Consider the following 15,489-nt stretch of genomic DNA (forward strand, 5'->3'; position numbering starts at 1 on the left):
GAATACGTAAAGGACGCCCCAGACGGATTTGATTGCCAAGGTATTTTGCTGCCAGACCATCCAGGCCGGGGATCTGGCTGCCGCCCCCCGTTAGGACTATGCGCTGACCGGGTAAATGGCGGAACCCTGCGTCGTCCAACACGGCGCGAACCTCTTCTAGGATCTCTTCGACGCGGGGTCTCATGACGCCGATCAGCTCGGCACGGGTGATTGTACGGCGGTCGTGTTCCCAATCGCCGGTGTTGCCCTCTAGCTCGATGATGTCGCGATCATCCATCCCGGTGGCAACCAACCCGCCAAAGCGTGTTTTGATTCGCTCGGCCGTCTGGCAGGGGATTTGCAGCCCACGTGAGATGTCGGATGAGATATGCTCACCCCCCATCCGAACGGTGTCACTATATATCATGTGTTTGCGCATGAAGATTGAGACCGAGGTTGAACCGGCACCCATGTCGATGCAGGCCGCGCCTAGCTCTTGTTCGTCTTCGACCAGCGATGATGTGCCCGCCATGTAGGAGGCCGACGCAAGGCCCGCGACCTCTAGGTCGCAGCGGTGGATGCAATGGATTAGGTTGTTCACGGTGTGCGCATCGACTGTCAGCATGTGCATGTCGACGTGCAGGGTGTTGCCGATCTGGCCGCGGGGGTCCGATAGGCCAGAGCGGTGATCGAGCGCAAAGTTTACGGGCTGCGCGTGCAGCACCATCCGGTCGTCGCCGATAGGGGGCGTTTCGCAGGCCGACAAAACGCGGCTAACATCACGCTCTTCTACGGCGCCGCCCTCAACCGATACTTTTCCCGCAAGCCCATAGCTGCGCGGACGACCGCCAGCGAAACAGGCAATCACATGATCAACACGCACATTGGCCATCTTCTGGGCGGCCTGCACGGCTGTGCGAATGGCGCGCTCGGTTTCAGGCAGGGTGTCGACCTCACCAAAGCGAACGCCGCGCGATTGTGTTGTGGCGGCTCCGATCACGCGGAACCGGGCTTGGCCCGCAAGCGCGTTCGATGTTTCGTCGGTTGAAGAAAGCGCCTCATCAAACCGCAGCACAAGACAGGCGGTCTTGAAGGTCCCGACATCCAGAATTGCGATGACACCCCGTTGCATTGCAGCTTGGCGCCCTTTGCGCATAGCCCGCTGTGCTTGGTAGAAATCGTTCATCCGTTGCCCCCCTCATTTGCCATTAGTTCAATATCTTTAATGCGACGCCATTCGGTCCGGGCTGCGGGACGCATCCGCAGGGTGGGCCGTTCAGCATTGCGGTAATCGATTGCCACGATGTCGCGGTTAAACACGTCTTGTGACGCATGCAGTGCCATTGCGCGATCAAGTGCGCGCTTTGGATTTTCGGTTGGCAGCATGATGCGGATGTCATCTTCTAGGACCACGTCCCAGCGGCGGGCGCCGATCCGTTGCAAGCCAACAAGACGGTCTGCTAATGGGCTGGCCGCGCGCAGTAGGCGCAGCGCCTCAGGGATGTGTTCCTCTGCGCCAAGGCCCGCGACTTGCGGCAGGTCCGGGCGGGCAGATGCGCTTGCGATGGCTTTGACGCGGTGTCCATCATTGGCCAACAATTCCACCGCCTCGCGGGAGCGCCAGACAACCGCTGGGCTGCGTTCGATGACGTCGATTGTCAGCAGCCCGCCGGGTTTGATCCGAACGTCAGCAGATTGGATCGGCCCCAATTCCTCAAGCAATTGTTTGAGTTCGTTAAGGTCGAGTGCAAATTGGCTGACCGGCAAGTCAATCGGCAGGACCTCTTGGATGTCGAGGCTCAACTCATCAGAGGCACCGTCAATTGACACGAGTGTGATCATGAATTCGGGGCGTTCTTCGACCGCGCGTCGGACCTCAGTCGCTTGATCAATCAAGCCTTCGAGCCGTGCGGTGTCGGCGACATACCAAAGTACGCTTCCGCCCAACAGGCAGATGGGAAGCCCGGTGCGGACCATCGCGCGAAACAGCGGGGTTAGCCAGAGCCGTTGCACGCGGTAGCGCCAGCGCGACGGCGCGGGGTCCGGCATTGCGGCCATGGCCGTACGGCGCAGGAAGTTCAGCGCGCGCATGACGCGTCCTCCACGATCCAACGGCACAGTTCACCAAATGAGATGCCTGCGTTTTGAGCCTGCTCAGGCGTTAGGGATGTGGGTGTCATGCCGGGCTGCGTGTTGGTTTCCAGCAGGATCAAGCCATCCAAGCCCTTGGTGTCGTCCCAGCGGAAATCGGTCCGTGTCACCCCCCGACAGCCCAAAGCGGCGTGCGCACGCAGGGCATAGGCTTCGCAAGCGGCGGTAATCTCGGGGGGGATGTTGGCGGGAATAACGTGCGACGACCCGCCGGCTTCGTATTTCGCGGCGTAATCATACCAGCCGTTGGTCACAATTTCGGTCACGCCAAGCGCGCGGTCGCCCATGACGGATGTCGTGAGTTCGCGGCCCGGCACATAGGCCTCGACCATGACGAACTCGGGCATGTCATCGCCCCACTCAGGGGCGGGGGCGGCTGCATCCATGACAAGGTAAATGCCAACGCTGGACCCGTCGCGGTTGGGTTTCACGACATAGGGTACATCCATCACGTGGCCTGCACGTACCGCGTCAGATCGGGCAATCATGCTGCGCACAACCGGAAGGCCCGCAGCGCGGTACACATCCTTGGTGCGGGTTTTGTCCATCGCCAACGATGATGCCAGAACCCCGGAGTGGGTGTAGGGCAGGCGCAACCATTCCAGTAGCCCCTGCACACAGCCGTCTTCGCCCCACTGACCATGCAGCGCGTTGAACACAACGTCGGGGGCGACAGCCTTGAGGTCATCCACAAGGTTTGGACCCGCATCAATTTGGTGAACAGTGAACCCTTCCGCGCGCAAAGCTTCTGCGCATCCTTGACCCGAGGACAAAGATACCTCCCGTTCGGAGGACTGCCCCCCCTGAAGGAGAGCGATCACTTGGGGTGCCCTGCTCGACATACCCAATCCTGTATAAGGTGGCTCGACTGTTTTCAGACTGAGCCAATGTACTGCCATTTGGTTCGCTTATTCGAACCTTAGTCTTGTTTTGTCTCCGGGGCAGGCGTCCCGATCCGGATCACTTCCCAGTGTAGCTGAATTCCGCTGTTTTCGTAAACAGTTTTCCGAACCAATTCGCCAAGATTTTCAAGGTCAGCGGCGGTTGCGGTGCCTGTGTTGATCAAAAAGTTCGGATGTTTTTCCGACATTTGCGCTCCGCCCAGTCGCACGCCGCGTAATCCGGCGTCTTCGATGACCTTCCAAGCCTTTTGTTCGTGGGTGTCATCGGCTTGACCGGTTGAGCTGTAGCCAGCTGGATTGCGAAATGTACTGCCCGCGCTGCGGTCCTTGGTGGGTTGGGTCGCGTCACGTTTGGCAAGTTGGTCTGTCATGCGCGCCTCTAGGGCGAGCGGGTCACCGGGGTCGGCGCGCAAACGAGCCGAGATGATCACGCAATCGGCAGGCAATTCACTGGTGCGATACCCAAGGCCAAGCGCCTTTGCCGGAATGACCCGAAGTGCACCAGTACGGTCCACAACGGTTATATCGATCAGGTGGTCGGCCATATAGCTGCCATAGCAACCCGCATTCATGCGAACCGCCCCACCGATGGCGCCCGGGATCGTGCGCAAAAACGTGAGGTCGCGCCCCGCAGTCGCGGCTTTGCGGGCAACATGCGCATCCAGTGCACCGGCGCCCGCGGTGACAATATCACCCTCTATTTCGATGCTATTAAAGCCGCGTCCCAATCGGATCACGACGGCATCCAAGCCACCGTCACGGACGATCAGGTTTGACCCAACCCCAATGGGGAAAATTGGAACCTCCGGCGGAAGGGTGGTCAGAACAGCCTGCAAATCCTCAACGTCGGCGGGTTGAAATACCACCCGGGCCGGTCCCCCGACGCGCAGCCATGTCAGGTCTGCGAGGGGCTTTTGTGGTGTCACCTGTCCACGTGTGGGGGGGAAATCAATCACGCCGTAGCCTCCGTCTGATCCTGCGGCCTGCGTAGATCACGGGCCAGCGTAGGACAAGGCATCCTACAAGGAAACCCACGGCAGCCGTGCCCCAGTCGGCACTTAGTCCCAACCAGATTAGGATGGGAATACCCGCGGCGATTAGCGCGTAGGCGGCGGGCCAGCTTTGCTTTGCGCTCAGGATCACGCTCAAGAGCCACGCGGCTATGACCCAAAGACAAGCTGCGATAAAGGCTGCCATGCGCGTGGGGTCAGTTCTGGCGCACAAGCTTGCCGGGGTTCATCAATCCGTCTGGGTCCAGCCCGCGTTTGAGCGTGCTCATGACATCCCATGCGGCACCGTGTTCGCGAGCCATATAGTCCAGCTTGCCCATGCCAACACCATGCTCCCCGGTGGCGGTGCCACCCATGCTTAGGGCGCGTTCAACCATCCGACCCGACAGCGCCTTGGCGGCTTTTAGCTCGGTCGCGTTGTCAGGTTCGACCAGTAGGATCGCATGAAAATTCCCGTCGCCCGCGTGCCCTAAAATCGGACCCGGGATGGGGCTATCGGCAATGTCGGCCACGGTTTCGTCAACCGCTTGCGCCAGCCGAGAGATCGGAACACATACGTCAGTGACCAACGCAGTCGCACCGGGGCGCGAGGCGAGAATGGCGTAGTAGGCATTGTGGCGCATATCCCAAAGGCGGCGGCGTTCTTCTGGCTGTGTAGACCAAGCATAACCTTGCGCGCCAAATTCCTCGGCAATCTCGCCAAAGCGGGCGGCGTCTTCGGATACGGCACGTTCTGAGCCATGGAATTCCACCATCAGATGCGGCACGACGGGCATATCGGCGCCGTCGCGTGCGTTGCAGGCCGCGACCGAGGCTGCGTCCAAAAACTCAATCCGGGCCATGGGGATGCCCATCTGGATCGTGGCAATGACGGCATCCACCGCGCCGGAAATGCTGTCAAAGGCGCAAACGGCTGCTGATGTTGCTTCGGGGATGCCGTGCACGCGCAAGGTCAATTCAGTGATCAAGCCCAGCGTCCCCTCAGACCCGACAAAGAGTGAGGTAAGGTCGTAGCCGGCTGACGATTTGCGCGCGCGGGTGCCTGTGCGAATGATACGGCCATCGGCCAAGACGACCTCTAACCCCCGCACGTTGTCACGCATGGTGCCGTAGCGCACGGCGGTCGTGCCCGATGCGCGTGTGCTCGCCATCCCACCAAGCGAAGCATTTGCACCGGGATCAACCGGGAAAAACAGCCCCGTTGCGCGTAGTTCCTCATTTAGTTGTTCGCGAGTGACGCCGGGCTGGATGACCACATCCATATCTTCAGAGTGGACATCGATCACTTTGTTCATTCGGCTAAAGTCGACACTGACGCCGCCGCGCACCGCACTTGTGTGCCCTTCAAGTCCAGTGCCTGTGCCCCATCCAATGACTGGCACGCTATGGGCTGAACAGATGCGCATGATCGCGGAAACTTCCTCTGTCGTCTCAGGGTAGGCGACCGCATCGGGGGGTAAAGTGGGGAAATGTGTCTCAGAGCGGCCATGAAGGGCCAGATCGGACTTGGACAGGCTCAAGCGATCGCCTAGGGTTTGGGAAAGTTGCGTGCGGGCCGCTTCTGATAACATCTTCGCCTCCTCAGTTTGGCGGACTATAGGCCAGCCGCTGCAAGGACAAAAGAGTGGGACTGCCGGTTTGGCGAACCCTGAACATACCCCGAAACGGCCTTTGTGGAAGGTGCAGCTAACGCAGGTTGGCACGTCATGCGCGCGCGCATGGGGGGTTGTGCGGACGCGTGGGCCGAGCCAGGTGCAGTTTTGGTTTATTGCCCTGATCGTCGGGATTGCCGCGGGCTATGCGGCAGTGGGGTTCATGCTCGGGATCGAGCGTTTGCAAGCCGCCCTTTATGGCACCGAAGACGTGCGCCACATCCATTCCTTCGCCGAAACGCTGCCATGGTTCTGGATTTTGCTTTTGCCGGCGGCAGGTGGCTTGATCGTGGGGCTGATCTTGCACTTTTTCACCCCCGATGGCCGAGTTCGGTCAGTGGCAGATGTGATTGAAGGGGCCGCGATGAATGATGGCCGCGTAGAAAAGCGCGCGGGCCTTGCATCGGCGGTGGCTTCAATGATCACGCTCTCGTCGGGCGGGTCCTCCGGGCGGGAGGGGCCTGTGGTTCACCTTGCGTCGGTGATTTCGAGTTGGGTGTCGAACCGTATTTTGGCCGATGGGATTACGGCGCGCGACCTATTGGGGTGCGCGGTTGCGGCGGCTGTTTCCGCCAGTTTCAATGCGCCGATCGCGGGTGCGCTCTTTGCGCTTGAGGTGGTATTGCGTCACTTTGCAGTGCATGCCTTTGCCCCGATTGTGATCGCGTCGGTTGCGGGCACTGTCATCAGTCGCACCCATTTCGGCAACGTCACAGAGTTTTCTTTGCCCAGTGATGTGAACGCGCTGGGCTTTTATGTGGAATTGCCCGCCTTCATGATCCTTGGCCTTTTGGCCGGGTTGGTTGCTGTTGTCCTAATGCGGGCGATCTTTTGGTGCGAGGATCTGGGCACATCGGTCCAGGCAAGCCTCAGGATGCCACGTTACCTACGGCCGGCGCTGGCAGGTCTAATGCTGGGGGGCATCGCGATTTTTTATCCCCACATTATCGGCGTTGGATATGAAACCACGTCAGAGGCACTGACCGGCTCGCTTTTGCTGCACGAGGCGATTGTGTTTTGCATGATCAAGGTGGCGGCTGTCGCCATCACGATTGCAGGGCGCATGGGGGGCGGCGTGTTTTCGCCCTCATTGATGGTTGGGGCGCTGCTTGGGTTGGCGTTTGGCTACATCGCAACGCCGATCTTCCCCGAGGTGTCGGGGTCCGAGACGCTTTATGCTCTGGCGGGAATGGGGGCGGTTGCGGCGGCGGTCTTGGGCGCGCCGATTTCAACCACACTGATCGTGTTTGAATTGACGGGGGATTGGCAGACCGGTTTGGCGGTGATGGTCGCGGTGTCACTCTCGACTGCGCTTGCGTCCCGCTTGGTTGATCGCAGCTTTTTCCTTTCGCAACTTGAACGGCGCAACATCCACCTTTCCGCCGGGCCACAGGCCTATTTGCTGGCGCTGTTCCGGGTGTCATCCGTGATGCGTTATCCCAACCACCCCCGCGCCGCAGACCCCGTTCGTGCGCGCGAAGTATTGAACGAAGGGTTTTTTGTGACTCCTGAGGCAACGCTAGAGGCGGCTATGCCGATGTTCGAGCGTGCGCCCGTAGATTACATTCCGGTCGCGCGGTTCGGCTCTGACGATACCGCCCCTGAGATCATCGGTGCCTTGTTCCATGTTGATGCCCTTAAGGCGTATAACCGCGCTCTTGCAGCGACAGCGGCGGAGGAGCATTCGTGACAAACGAGGCGTGATTTGTCACAGAATACATTGAGAACAAAATAAGAACATGTTAAATTCACGACATGACCGAAATGTTGCTCAACCGTTCATCGCAACCCGGCACCCCTTTGCTGAGTGTCTTGGGGGATGCACAGATTCCGCTCGCGCGTATGCACGAAATTTGCGGTCCGGCGCGTCGGACACTCGCGGTGTTGTGGGCGCAGGCTATGGAGCAGGGGCCGGTCATCTGGGTACAGCCTGCGTGGGCAGAGGACCGATTGTTCCCGGCGGGCCTGCAATGTTGGGCAAATCCTGCGCGCTTTATCTGGGTGCAACCGCGCCGTGAGGTGGATGTGCTGTGGTCCCTAGAGGAGGCGTTGCGCGCTGGGGTTGGCGGTGTCGTGGTTGGAGATTTGCCCAAACCACCGGGTCTGACGGCTGTGCGCCGATTGCATCTAGCGGCTGAGGCGGGGGCCCGGTTGGGGGGGGCGCCCTTGGCGATTTTGCTCACGCCGGGGCAGGGGGGCGCACCGGGGGTGGAAACGCGGTGGCATTTCGCGGCTATGCCAAAGGCTGATGCGATTGGTGATGCCCCGCGGTTTGATGAGGATATGCGCACATGGCAGCTAGAGCGCCGTCGCGCCCGCATGGCGCCGCCCGCAGCGTGGTTGGTGCAGGCGCAGGTTGAAGCTGCAAGTATCACTCTATTAAATGCGCGACCGGCTCAAGTATCTGGGGCGGCTTGATTACGGGTTTCCTCAGGGTATTCGGTATATCGGCTTGAAACTCTGAAGCCGTTTCGGAATGGTGGCCCAAAAGGATATCCTGATGCGCAAAATTCCTCTGGGGCAAAGCGATACGCTTTTGCCTGAAATTACACTCGGCTCAATGACTTGGGGGTCGCAGACATCTGAGGCGGATGCCTACTGCCAGCTCGACTATGCAACTGATCGCGGTATTGATTGGGTTGATGCCGCTGAGATGTATCCGGTGAACCCGATACTTGCCGAAACCGTTGGTGACACCGAGGCGATTATCGGGCGGTGGCGGGCTAAAACCGGTGGTCGTGATGTGAAAATCGCAACCAAAGTATCCGGCGCGGGCATGAAGGCTGTGCGAGACGGTGCGCCGATCTCTGCGGCGACGATTGAGGCGGCGGTTGAGGCCTCTTTGCGCCGACTTCAGGTTGAGTGCATCGATCTTTATCAATTCCATTGGCCCAATCGCGGCAGCTATCATTTTCGGCAGAACTGGACATATGCACCGCCCGTCAACAAGGCCGATATTCTGCGCGATATGGAGGCCTGTTTGCAGGCTGTCGATCAGCTGGTTGCCGCCGGAAAAATCGCGCATTTTGGTCTGTCGAATGAAACGGCTTGGGGGCTTTCGCAATGGCTCAGGCTTGCGGATGCGGGGGCGGGGCCGCGCGTGGCCGCGATCCAAAATGAGTACTCACTCATGGCGCGATTGTTTGACACGGACCTTGCGGAGGCATGTGCGCTAGAACAGGTCACGTTGCTGGCGTTTTCGCCTCTGGCTACGGGCTTGTTAACCGGCAAGTATCAAGGGGATGCGATCCCCGCAGCGTCGCGCAGAACGTTGAACCCCACCTTGGGCGGACGCCATCAGCCACGGGCCTATGATGCGGTGGATGCCTATCTGGCCGTGGCGGAAAAGCATGGGCTTGATCCGGTGCATATGACTGTCGCTTGGCTGCAAACGCGGCCGTTCCCGACTACGGCTCTGTTAGGCGCAACGACGCAGGGTCAGCTAGAGCATGGGCTAGAGGCCATCGGCCTAGAACTGGCCGCAGATGTTGTGGCTGATTTGGACGCGGTGCACCGCGCCCATCCGATGCCATTCTGAGCAGGCTATAGGTCCAAATCGACCCAAACAGGTACGTGGTCTGAGGGTTTTTCTCGGCCACGGACCTCTGCTTCGATCCAGCAGTCTTTCAGCAGGTCGGCGCAATCGGGGCTCAGCAGGAAATGGTCAATGCGGATACCGTCGTTGCGGTTCCATGCGCCCGCTTGATAGTCCCAGAACGAATAGTGTCCGGGTCCATTTTTGCGGGTGCGGAAAGCCTCCGTAAGGCCAAGGTTGAGCAAGCGGCGGAATGCGGCGCGGCTTTCAGGGCGGGCCAGAGCGTCCTCTTGCCATGCGTCAGGGCGCGCAGCGTCTTCGTCTTGGGGGATGATATTGTAGTCACCGGCCATCAGGAACGGCGTTTCTTCTGCCAATAGTTCCTTGGCGCGTGCTTCTAACCGGGCCATCCATGCCAGTTTGTAGTCGTATTTGGGGCCGGGGCAGGGGTTCCCGTTGGGCAGGTACAATCCACACAAACGCACCGCCTGTTTGCCCACAACGGTGGCTTCGATCCAGCGGGCCTGTTCGTCCTCGGCGTCGCCGGGCAGGCCCATGGTGATGTCTTCTAGGGGCAGCTTCGACATGATCGCTACGCCGTTAAAACCCTTTTGCCCGTGGGTATGGACCGCATAGCCCAAATCTTCGAAGTGGGCGCGGGGAAAGGCCTCGTCTACCGATTTGATCTCTTGCAACAGGGCGATGTCCGGCGCGCTTTGCGTCAGCCAGTCCGTCAGCGCACCCATGCGCGCCTTGATGCCGTTGATGTTGAACGTCGCGATTTTCATGGCCACCCTTCCGCTGTTGCCCCGTGTCTTAAGCAGGGGAAACTGGAATGTCACGGGCCAAGCAGCCCAGCGGTGTGCTACATCGAAAAGCTAACGCCGCAACCGCAACTGGAGGAAGCGTTGGGGTTGTCGATCACAAAGCGCGCGCCGATCAATTCCTCGCTAAAGTCGATGGTGGCCGCCGCCAGAAACGGCAACGATACTTCATCAAAGACAACGCGTTCGCCTTCACTTTCGATGATGAGGTCATCATCTTTGGGTGCGTCGAGCGTGATTTCATACTGAAACCCGGAGCAGCCGCCGCCATCCACGGCAATCCGCAGGGCTTTTCCCTCTTTTGCGGCACCAATTTCGGCAAGGCGTGCAAAGGCGCGGGGCGTAACTTTGGGGGGAATTTGCAGGTCCATCGGGAGCCTCTTTTTACTTGCGGTGGTCAATGACCGTTGCACCCAATATAGAAGCCTGACGTTAGCGCCACAAGAGAGGGCCCATGCCCGTATCCTTTGCCTGCGACCCCGCCCAAAGCCGGGGCCGGCTTTTCCCCGAAAGGGAAAGCACCTTTCGGTCCTGTTTTCAGCGGGATCGTGACCGAATTATCCATGCGTCGGCCTTTCGGCGGCTCAAACACAAAACGCAGGTTTTTATTGAGCATGAGGGCGATTATTTTCGCACGCGCCTGACGCACTCAATTGAGGTGGCACAAGTCGCGCGGACGATTTCGGGTGTTCTGGGCCTGAACGCAGAGCTGACAGAGGCCGTTGCGCTGGCCCACGACCTTGGCCACACGCCTTTTGGTCATACCGGTGAAGACGCGTTGGATGCGCTGATGAAGCCCTATGGCGGGTTTGACCACAACGCACAGGCCATTCGGATCGTCACCAGCCTAGAGCGGCATTATGCGCTGTGGGATGGCTTGAACCTCACGTGGGAAACCCTTGAAGGTATTGCAAAACACAATGGCCCTGTGGTCGATGACATTCCCTATGCTCTGGCTGATTATAACGCGCAGCACGATTTGGAATTGCACACCCACGCCAGCGCCGAGGCGCAGGTGGCCGCGCTGGCTGATGACATCGCCTACAACAACCATGACCTGATGGATGGCCTGCGGGCTGGCTTGTTCACGGTGGAAGATATCTTGCACCTGCCGCTGGTGGGGGCGTGCTTTGCCGAAGTTGACAAGCTGCACCCCGGTATAGACGAGCGCCGGCGCCAGCACGAAGCGCTGCGGCGGTTTTTTGGGCTGTTGGTTGAGGATGTGATCGCAGTTTCTCGCGCCAACCTTGAGGCTATTGCCCCCCAAACCGCGAGCGACATCCGCCACGCGGGCCGCATGGTTGTGCAGTTTTCGCCTGCGATGTGGCGCGACTTGCGTGAAGTGCGCAGTTTTCTCTTTGCCCATATGTACCGCGCGCCCAAAGTTGTTGCCAAGCGGGCCGAGGTGACCGAAGTGGTCACAGATCTATTTCCCGTTTTCATGAATGACCCCAGCCTTTTACCCACCGAATGGGAGGCCGAGGTCGCCCAAGCAGATGAGTTGGAACTGGCCCGTTTGGTGGCCGATTATATCGCTGGCATGACCGACCGCTTCGCTTTGCAGGCCCACGCGCGTCTTGTGGGTGCTTGAACTCCACCGCTGCGCTGCTAAACGATGCGACAAACCTGAAGGACGCCCCCCTATGAACCTGTTCGCCGATATTCGCGCCGCCGTTATCACCTCGCTCACTGCTATGACCCAAGATGGGACGCTCCCGGAGGGGTTGGATTTTGCCAACGTCGCGGTTGAGCCGCCACGCGATGCGGGTCACGGGGATATGGCGACGAACGCTGCGATGGTATTGGCCAAGCCCGCCAAGAAAAAGCCGCGCGATATCGCAGAGGCTTTGGCCGCCAAGCTGGCCCAAGATCCGCGGATCGACAGTGCCGAGGTTGCAGGCCCCGGCTTTTTGAACCTGCGGCTCGCGCCCCTGGTCTGGCAGCAAGTCGTGGCAGGGGTTTTGACGCAGGGTACGGTCTTTGGTCGGTCTGACATGGGACAGGGGCGCAAGGTCAACGTGGAATACGTCTCGGCTAACCCAACGGGTCCGCTGCACGTGGGTCACACCCGGGGTGCGGTGTTTGGCGACGCGCTGGCGGCTTTGCTGGAATACGCGGGCCATGTGGTGACGCGCGAATATTATATCAACGACGGTGGTGGGCAGGTCGATGTGCTCGCGCGGTCGGTTTACCTGCGCTACCTTGAGGCGCACGGCCAAGAGGTCGCGTTCGAGGACGGCACGTACCCCGGCGACTATCTGATTGGCGCAGGCCAAGCGCTGAAGGACAAGGTTGGCGACGCCTACGTTGACCAGCCAGAAGAGGTTTGGCTGGCGGAAGTACGCGGCTTTGCGACCGACGCCATGATGGATATGGTGCGGGCGGATTTGGCTGATTTGGGCATCAAGATGGATGTCTTTTTCTCGGAAAAGTCTCTGTACGGCACAGGCCGGATTGAGGCCGCGATCGAAGATCTTAAGGGCAAGGGCCTGATCTATTGGGGCACGCTCCCACCGCCCAAGGGCAAAATACCAGATGATTGGCAGGCGCGTGAACAATGGCTGTTCCGCTCTACCCAATACGGCGATGATGAGGACCGCCCAGTCCAAAAATCCGACGGTGCATGGGCGTATTTTGCCCCCGATATCGCCTATCACTACGACAAGGTGCAGCGCGGCTTTGATGCCTTGATCGATGTGTTCGGCGCCGACCACGGCGGCTATGTCAAACGCATGAAGGCCGCAGTCGCGGCCCTGTCGGAGGAGCGCGTTCCGCTTGAAATCAAGCTCGCGCAAATCGTACGGCTGTTCAAAGACGGCGAAGAGTTCAAGATGTCTAAGCGTGCGGGCACTTTTATCACCGTGCAGGACCTACTGCGCGAAGTCGGAAAAGACGTGACGCGGTTTATCATGCTGACACGCAAGAACGACGCTCCGTTGGATTTCGACTTCAGTAAGGTCACCGAACAGTCCAAGGACAACCCGGTGTTCTACGTGCAATACGCGCATGCGCGGGTGATGTCGGTCCTGCGCAAGGCCAAAGCTGCGGGTTTGCCGTGCACTGATGCGGCGCTGAGCGACGCGGATTTGACCCTGTTGGACCACCCCGCAGAGCACGCGCTTGCTGCCAAACTAGCAGAATGGCCCCGCCTTGTTGAGATCGCGGCCCGTACCCATGAGCCGCACCGCGTGGCGTTCTACCTTTATGACCTCGCCTCCGAATTCCACGGGTTGTGGAACCGCGGCAACGATGTGCCGACATTGCGCTTCCTCCAAGAGGACAATCCGGCCGCATCAGGTGCAAAAATCGCCCTCGCGCGGTCCGTTTCTGTTGTTATTTCAGCAGGATTGGGTATTTTGGGCGTAGAACCGGCACAAGAAATGCGGTGAAGACCCGATAATCGGGCACCCGCAATGTCGGCGAGCAGAGCAGTGAAATAGCCCCAATCTTTCCAAGTTCGGCTTGGGCAGACCTCCTTTGGGGCGAAAAAGGATACAGGCATGACGGACGTCAGGTATTTCGCGCAGGCGACCCCCAAGGCACGTGACACTTCGCCCGAGGGGGCCGCTTCATTTGGGCTGGTCAACTGGGTTGGGGCGGGGTGCTCTTTGGCGCTTGTGGCCGGCCTGATCACCTGGAGCGTTCAGCTAACGTTGCGCGATGTGGCGGAGGTTCCGGTTATTGCAGCATTGCAAGAGCCGATGCGCGTTGCACCCCAAGATCCCGGCGGGATGCAGGCCGCTTATCAAGGGCTGTCCGTCAATGAAATTAAGGCCGGAGGTGCGGCGGCACCTGTGGCTGATCGTGTCGTGCTGGCACCGCCGCCCGTCAATCTGGAGCCCGTGATCCGAGAGCGGGCTGCCCCAGAACCAGTTGCAACAATCGTGCAAACCTCGGCCTCTGCGCCCACGGATGCACTGGTTGAGGCCCCCCAAGAATATGCGTCGCTAGATGTGGCCAACCTCGCATCCGAGCTGAGCGCATCGCAGACAGTGGCTGACGTGGATGTCATCCCTGCCTCCGTTCCGGGTATTGCGCAATCGATCCGCCCCGCACCCCGGCCCGCGAATGTGCGCCGGGCGGCTGCACCTGTCGAAGTGCAGCGCGCATCGGTTGATGCTGACGCAAGCACCGTCGCACCCGGCGCCCGGTTGGTCCAACTGGGGGCCTTCGACACGCCTGAACAAGCGATGGCTGCGTGGGAACGATTAGAGAGCCGCTTTGGTGACTACATGGTTGGCAAGAAACGCTTGGTTCAAAGCGCGGTGTCTGGCGGGCGGAACTTTTACCGTCTGCGCGTTGTGGGCTTTGACGATGCGACCGCTGCACGGCAGTTTTGCTCTGCCTTTTTGTCGCGCAATGCGGCCTGTATCCCGGTCACGGCGAAATGATCCCCAAGACAACGGGCGCCTATATCCTTGGATGTGAGGGGCCAGTTCTGACGCCCAGTGAGGCCGCGTTTTTCAAAGAAACGCGGCCTTTTGGGTTTATCCTGTTTGCACGCAACATTGAAAACCCCGATCAAGTGCAGCGGCTGACGGCATCCCTACGGGCGGCTGTTGGCTGGCAGGCGCCGATCCTGATCGACCAAGAGGGTGGGCGGGTGCAACGATTGCGCGCGCCGCATTGGCGAGAATGGTTGCCGCCCCTTGATCAAATGCAAACCGCCCAAGACGCGGTACGGTCCATGGAACTGCGCGCGCGCATTATCGCCCATGAGCTTTATGAGGTTGGGATCGATGTGAACTGCACCCCCACCGCTGATCTAACCACCGACGAGACGCATCCCTTTTTGCGCAACCGCACGCTTGGTGCCGCGCCCGAACAGGTCATTGCCGCTGCGCGCGCTGTGGTGGCGGGTCAGCTGGCAGGTGGCGTGTTGTCCGTGCTCAAACACATTCCCGGCCATGGCCGCGGAACCAGCGATAGCCACCATGACCTGCCCACGGTGACGACAGATCGTGCGACGCTTGATGGCACAGATTTCGCAGTGTTCCAGGCTTTGCGGGACGTGCCCATGGGGATGACGGCGCATGTGGTGTATTCCGCGATTGATCCTGATGCCCCCGCCACGACCAGCCCGATTTTGCACCGCGTAATCCGTGAGGATATCGGCTTTGATGGCCTGTTGATGACAGATGATCTGTCGATGAATGCCTTGCCCGGAGATACCCAGACCCGGGCGCACAGAAGCATCCGTGCCGGCTGCGACGTGATCCTGCATTGCAACGGCAACCGGGCTGAAATGGCGGCTGTTGTAGAAGCAGGGGGCACCTTATCGCCCAAAGCCTACGAGAGGGCACAGGCTGCTTTGGCGATGCGCCAGCCGCCAGCCGCCCTTGACATCGGCGCGGTTGAGGCCGACCTTGAGGCGCTCCTCAACTGATAGGCTTAACGGACCGGCATGTCGCCCCGCACACCTTTGCTTTCTGGGAC

General features: G+C 59.9%; 15 protein-coding genes. 7 read left to right on the forward strand and 8 right to left on the reverse strand.

Features of this window, described 5'->3' with window-relative positions:
• The 6 genes from ftsA to AC4GMC_RS08185 all read right to left on the reverse strand — a co-directional run.
• On the reverse strand, positions 1-1,165 hold a 1,165-nt coding region (gene ftsA / locus AC4GMC_RS08160), incomplete at its 3' end, for a cell division protein FtsA (protein WP_488047630.1).
• On the reverse strand, positions 1,162-2,070 hold the full coding sequence (locus AC4GMC_RS08165) for a cell division protein FtsQ/DivIB (RefSeq protein WP_487876844.1): 909 nt from the start codon (positions 2,068-2,070) through the stop codon (positions 1,162-1,164). The genes AC4GMC_RS08165 and ftsA, both read right to left, overlap by 4 nt.
• Positions 2,058-2,972 (reverse strand): D-alanine--D-alanine ligase, encoded by a 915-nt coding sequence (locus AC4GMC_RS08170; RefSeq protein ID WP_487876843.1) that lies wholly within the window; start codon positions 2,970-2,972, stop codon positions 2,058-2,060. Before AC4GMC_RS08170 ends, AC4GMC_RS08165 begins: the two co-directional genes overlap by 13 nt.
• A gap of 77 nt (positions 2,973-3,049) precedes the next feature.
• Entirely contained in the window at positions 3,050-3,988 is a 939-nt protein-coding gene (gene murB / locus AC4GMC_RS08175) for a UDP-N-acetylmuramate dehydrogenase (protein WP_487876842.1), read from the reverse strand.
• Positions 3,981-4,229 carry a DUF2484 family protein gene (locus AC4GMC_RS08180; protein WP_487876841.1) on the reverse strand — a complete coding sequence of 83 codons (249 nt, stop codon included), beginning with the start codon at positions 4,227-4,229 and terminating at the stop codon, positions 3,981-3,983. The genes murB and AC4GMC_RS08180 overlap by 8 nt, the downstream gene beginning before the upstream one ends.
• Before the next feature lie 10 nt (positions 4,230-4,239).
• Positions 4,240-5,613, reverse strand: coding sequence for an FAD-binding oxidoreductase (locus AC4GMC_RS08185; RefSeq protein ID WP_487878889.1), 1,374 nt, complete (start codon positions 5,611-5,613; stop codon positions 4,240-4,242).
• Positions 5,614-5,722: 109 nt separating this feature from the next.
• Between AC4GMC_RS08185 and AC4GMC_RS08190 the strand changes: the two genes are divergently transcribed.
• The 3 genes from AC4GMC_RS08190 (at position 5,723) to AC4GMC_RS08200 (ending at position 9,232) form a co-directional block, all read left to right on the forward strand.
• Positions 5,723-7,384: a chloride channel protein gene (locus tag AC4GMC_RS08190; protein ID WP_487878894.1), complete on the forward strand. Its 1,662-nt coding sequence runs from the start codon at positions 5,723-5,725 to the stop codon at positions 7,382-7,384.
• Between the two features lie 65 nt (positions 7,385-7,449).
• The gene (locus AC4GMC_RS08195) at positions 7,450-8,112 is read left to right on the forward strand and encodes an ImuA family protein (RefSeq protein WP_487877247.1); all 663 of its coding nucleotides are present in this window, start codon (positions 7,450-7,452) and stop codon (positions 8,110-8,112) included.
• Between the two features lie 82 nt (positions 8,113-8,194).
• Positions 8,195-9,232 (forward strand): aldo/keto reductase, encoded by a 1,038-nt coding sequence (locus tag AC4GMC_RS08200; RefSeq protein ID WP_487877248.1) that lies wholly within the window; start codon positions 8,195-8,197, stop codon positions 9,230-9,232.
• A gap of 5 nt (positions 9,233-9,237) precedes the next feature.
• On the opposite strand, the gene xth is transcribed toward AC4GMC_RS08200, so the two are convergent.
• Both xth and AC4GMC_RS08210 read right to left on the reverse strand, forming a co-directional pair.
• Entirely contained in the window at positions 9,238-10,017 is a 780-nt protein-coding gene (gene xth, locus AC4GMC_RS08205; protein WP_487877249.1) for an exodeoxyribonuclease III, read from the reverse strand.
• Positions 10,018-10,094: 77 nt separating this feature from the next.
• Complete coding sequence (locus AC4GMC_RS08210; RefSeq protein WP_487877257.1) at positions 10,095-10,418, reverse strand: HesB/IscA family protein; 324 nt, start codon at positions 10,416-10,418, stop codon at positions 10,095-10,097.
• Between the two features lie 89 nt (positions 10,419-10,507).
• On the opposite strand from AC4GMC_RS08210, the gene AC4GMC_RS08215 reads away from it, so the two are divergent.
• The 4 genes from AC4GMC_RS08215 (at position 10,508) to AC4GMC_RS08230 (ending at position 15,439) form a co-directional block, all read left to right on the forward strand.
• The gene (locus AC4GMC_RS08215) at positions 10,508-11,644 is read left to right on the forward strand and encodes a deoxyguanosinetriphosphate triphosphohydrolase (protein WP_487877250.1); all 1,137 of its coding nucleotides are present in this window, start codon (positions 10,508-10,510) and stop codon (positions 11,642-11,644) included.
• Between the two features lie 52 nt (positions 11,645-11,696).
• Complete coding sequence (argS, locus tag AC4GMC_RS08220; RefSeq protein WP_487877251.1) at positions 11,697-13,442, forward strand: arginine--tRNA ligase; 1,746 nt, start codon at positions 11,697-11,699, stop codon at positions 13,440-13,442.
• A gap of 111 nt (positions 13,443-13,553) precedes the next feature.
• Positions 13,554-14,444 (forward strand): SPOR domain-containing protein, encoded by an 891-nt coding sequence (locus tag AC4GMC_RS08225; RefSeq protein ID WP_487877252.1) that lies wholly within the window; start codon positions 13,554-13,556, stop codon positions 14,442-14,444.
• Positions 14,441-15,439, forward strand: coding sequence for a glycoside hydrolase family 3 N-terminal domain-containing protein (locus AC4GMC_RS08230; protein ID WP_487877253.1), 999 nt, complete (start codon positions 14,441-14,443; stop codon positions 15,437-15,439). The genes AC4GMC_RS08225 and AC4GMC_RS08230 overlap by 4 nt, the downstream gene beginning before the upstream one ends.
• The last annotated feature ends 50 nt before the right edge of the window (positions 15,440-15,489 follow it).

It is taken from the genome of Thalassobacter sp., from assembly GCF_982993085.1.

Bases quoted from the DNA above. Each gene is read 5' to 3' on its own strand.
- AC4GMC_RS08215 (WP_487877250.1), top strand. From the start codon at position 10,508: ATGCCCGTATCCTTTGCCTGCGACCCCGCCCAAAGCCGGGGCCGGCTT.
- AC4GMC_RS08185 (WP_487878889.1), bottom strand. From the start codon at position 5,613: ATGTTATCAGAAGCGGCCCGCACGCAACTTTCCCAAACCCTAGGCGAT.
- AC4GMC_RS08230 (WP_487877253.1), top strand. From the start codon at position 14,441: ATGATCCCCAAGACAACGGGCGCCTATATCCTTGGATGTGAGGGGCCA.
- argS (WP_487877251.1), top strand. From the start codon at position 11,697: ATGAACCTGTTCGCCGATATTCGCGCCGCCGTTATCACCTCGCTCACT.
- AC4GMC_RS08225 (WP_487877252.1), top strand. From the start codon at position 13,554: ATGACGGACGTCAGGTATTTCGCGCAGGCGACCCCCAAGGCACGTGAC.
- AC4GMC_RS08200 (WP_487877248.1), top strand. From the start codon at position 8,195: ATGCGCAAAATTCCTCTGGGGCAAAGCGATACGCTTTTGCCTGAAATT.
- xth (WP_487877249.1), bottom strand. From the start codon at position 10,017: ATGAAAATCGCGACGTTCAACATCAACGGCATCAAGGCGCGCATGGGT.
- AC4GMC_RS08170 (WP_487876843.1), bottom strand. From the start codon at position 2,972: ATGTCGAGCAGGGCACCCCAAGTGATCGCTCTCCTTCAGGGGGGGCAG.
- AC4GMC_RS08195 (WP_487877247.1), top strand. From the start codon at position 7,450: ATGACCGAAATGTTGCTCAACCGTTCATCGCAACCCGGCACCCCTTTG.
- AC4GMC_RS08180 (WP_487876841.1), bottom strand. From the start codon at position 4,229: ATGGCAGCCTTTATCGCAGCTTGTCTTTGGGTCATAGCCGCGTGGCTC.
- AC4GMC_RS08165 (WP_487876844.1), bottom strand. From the start codon at position 2,070: ATGCGCGCGCTGAACTTCCTGCGCCGTACGGCCATGGCCGCAATGCCG.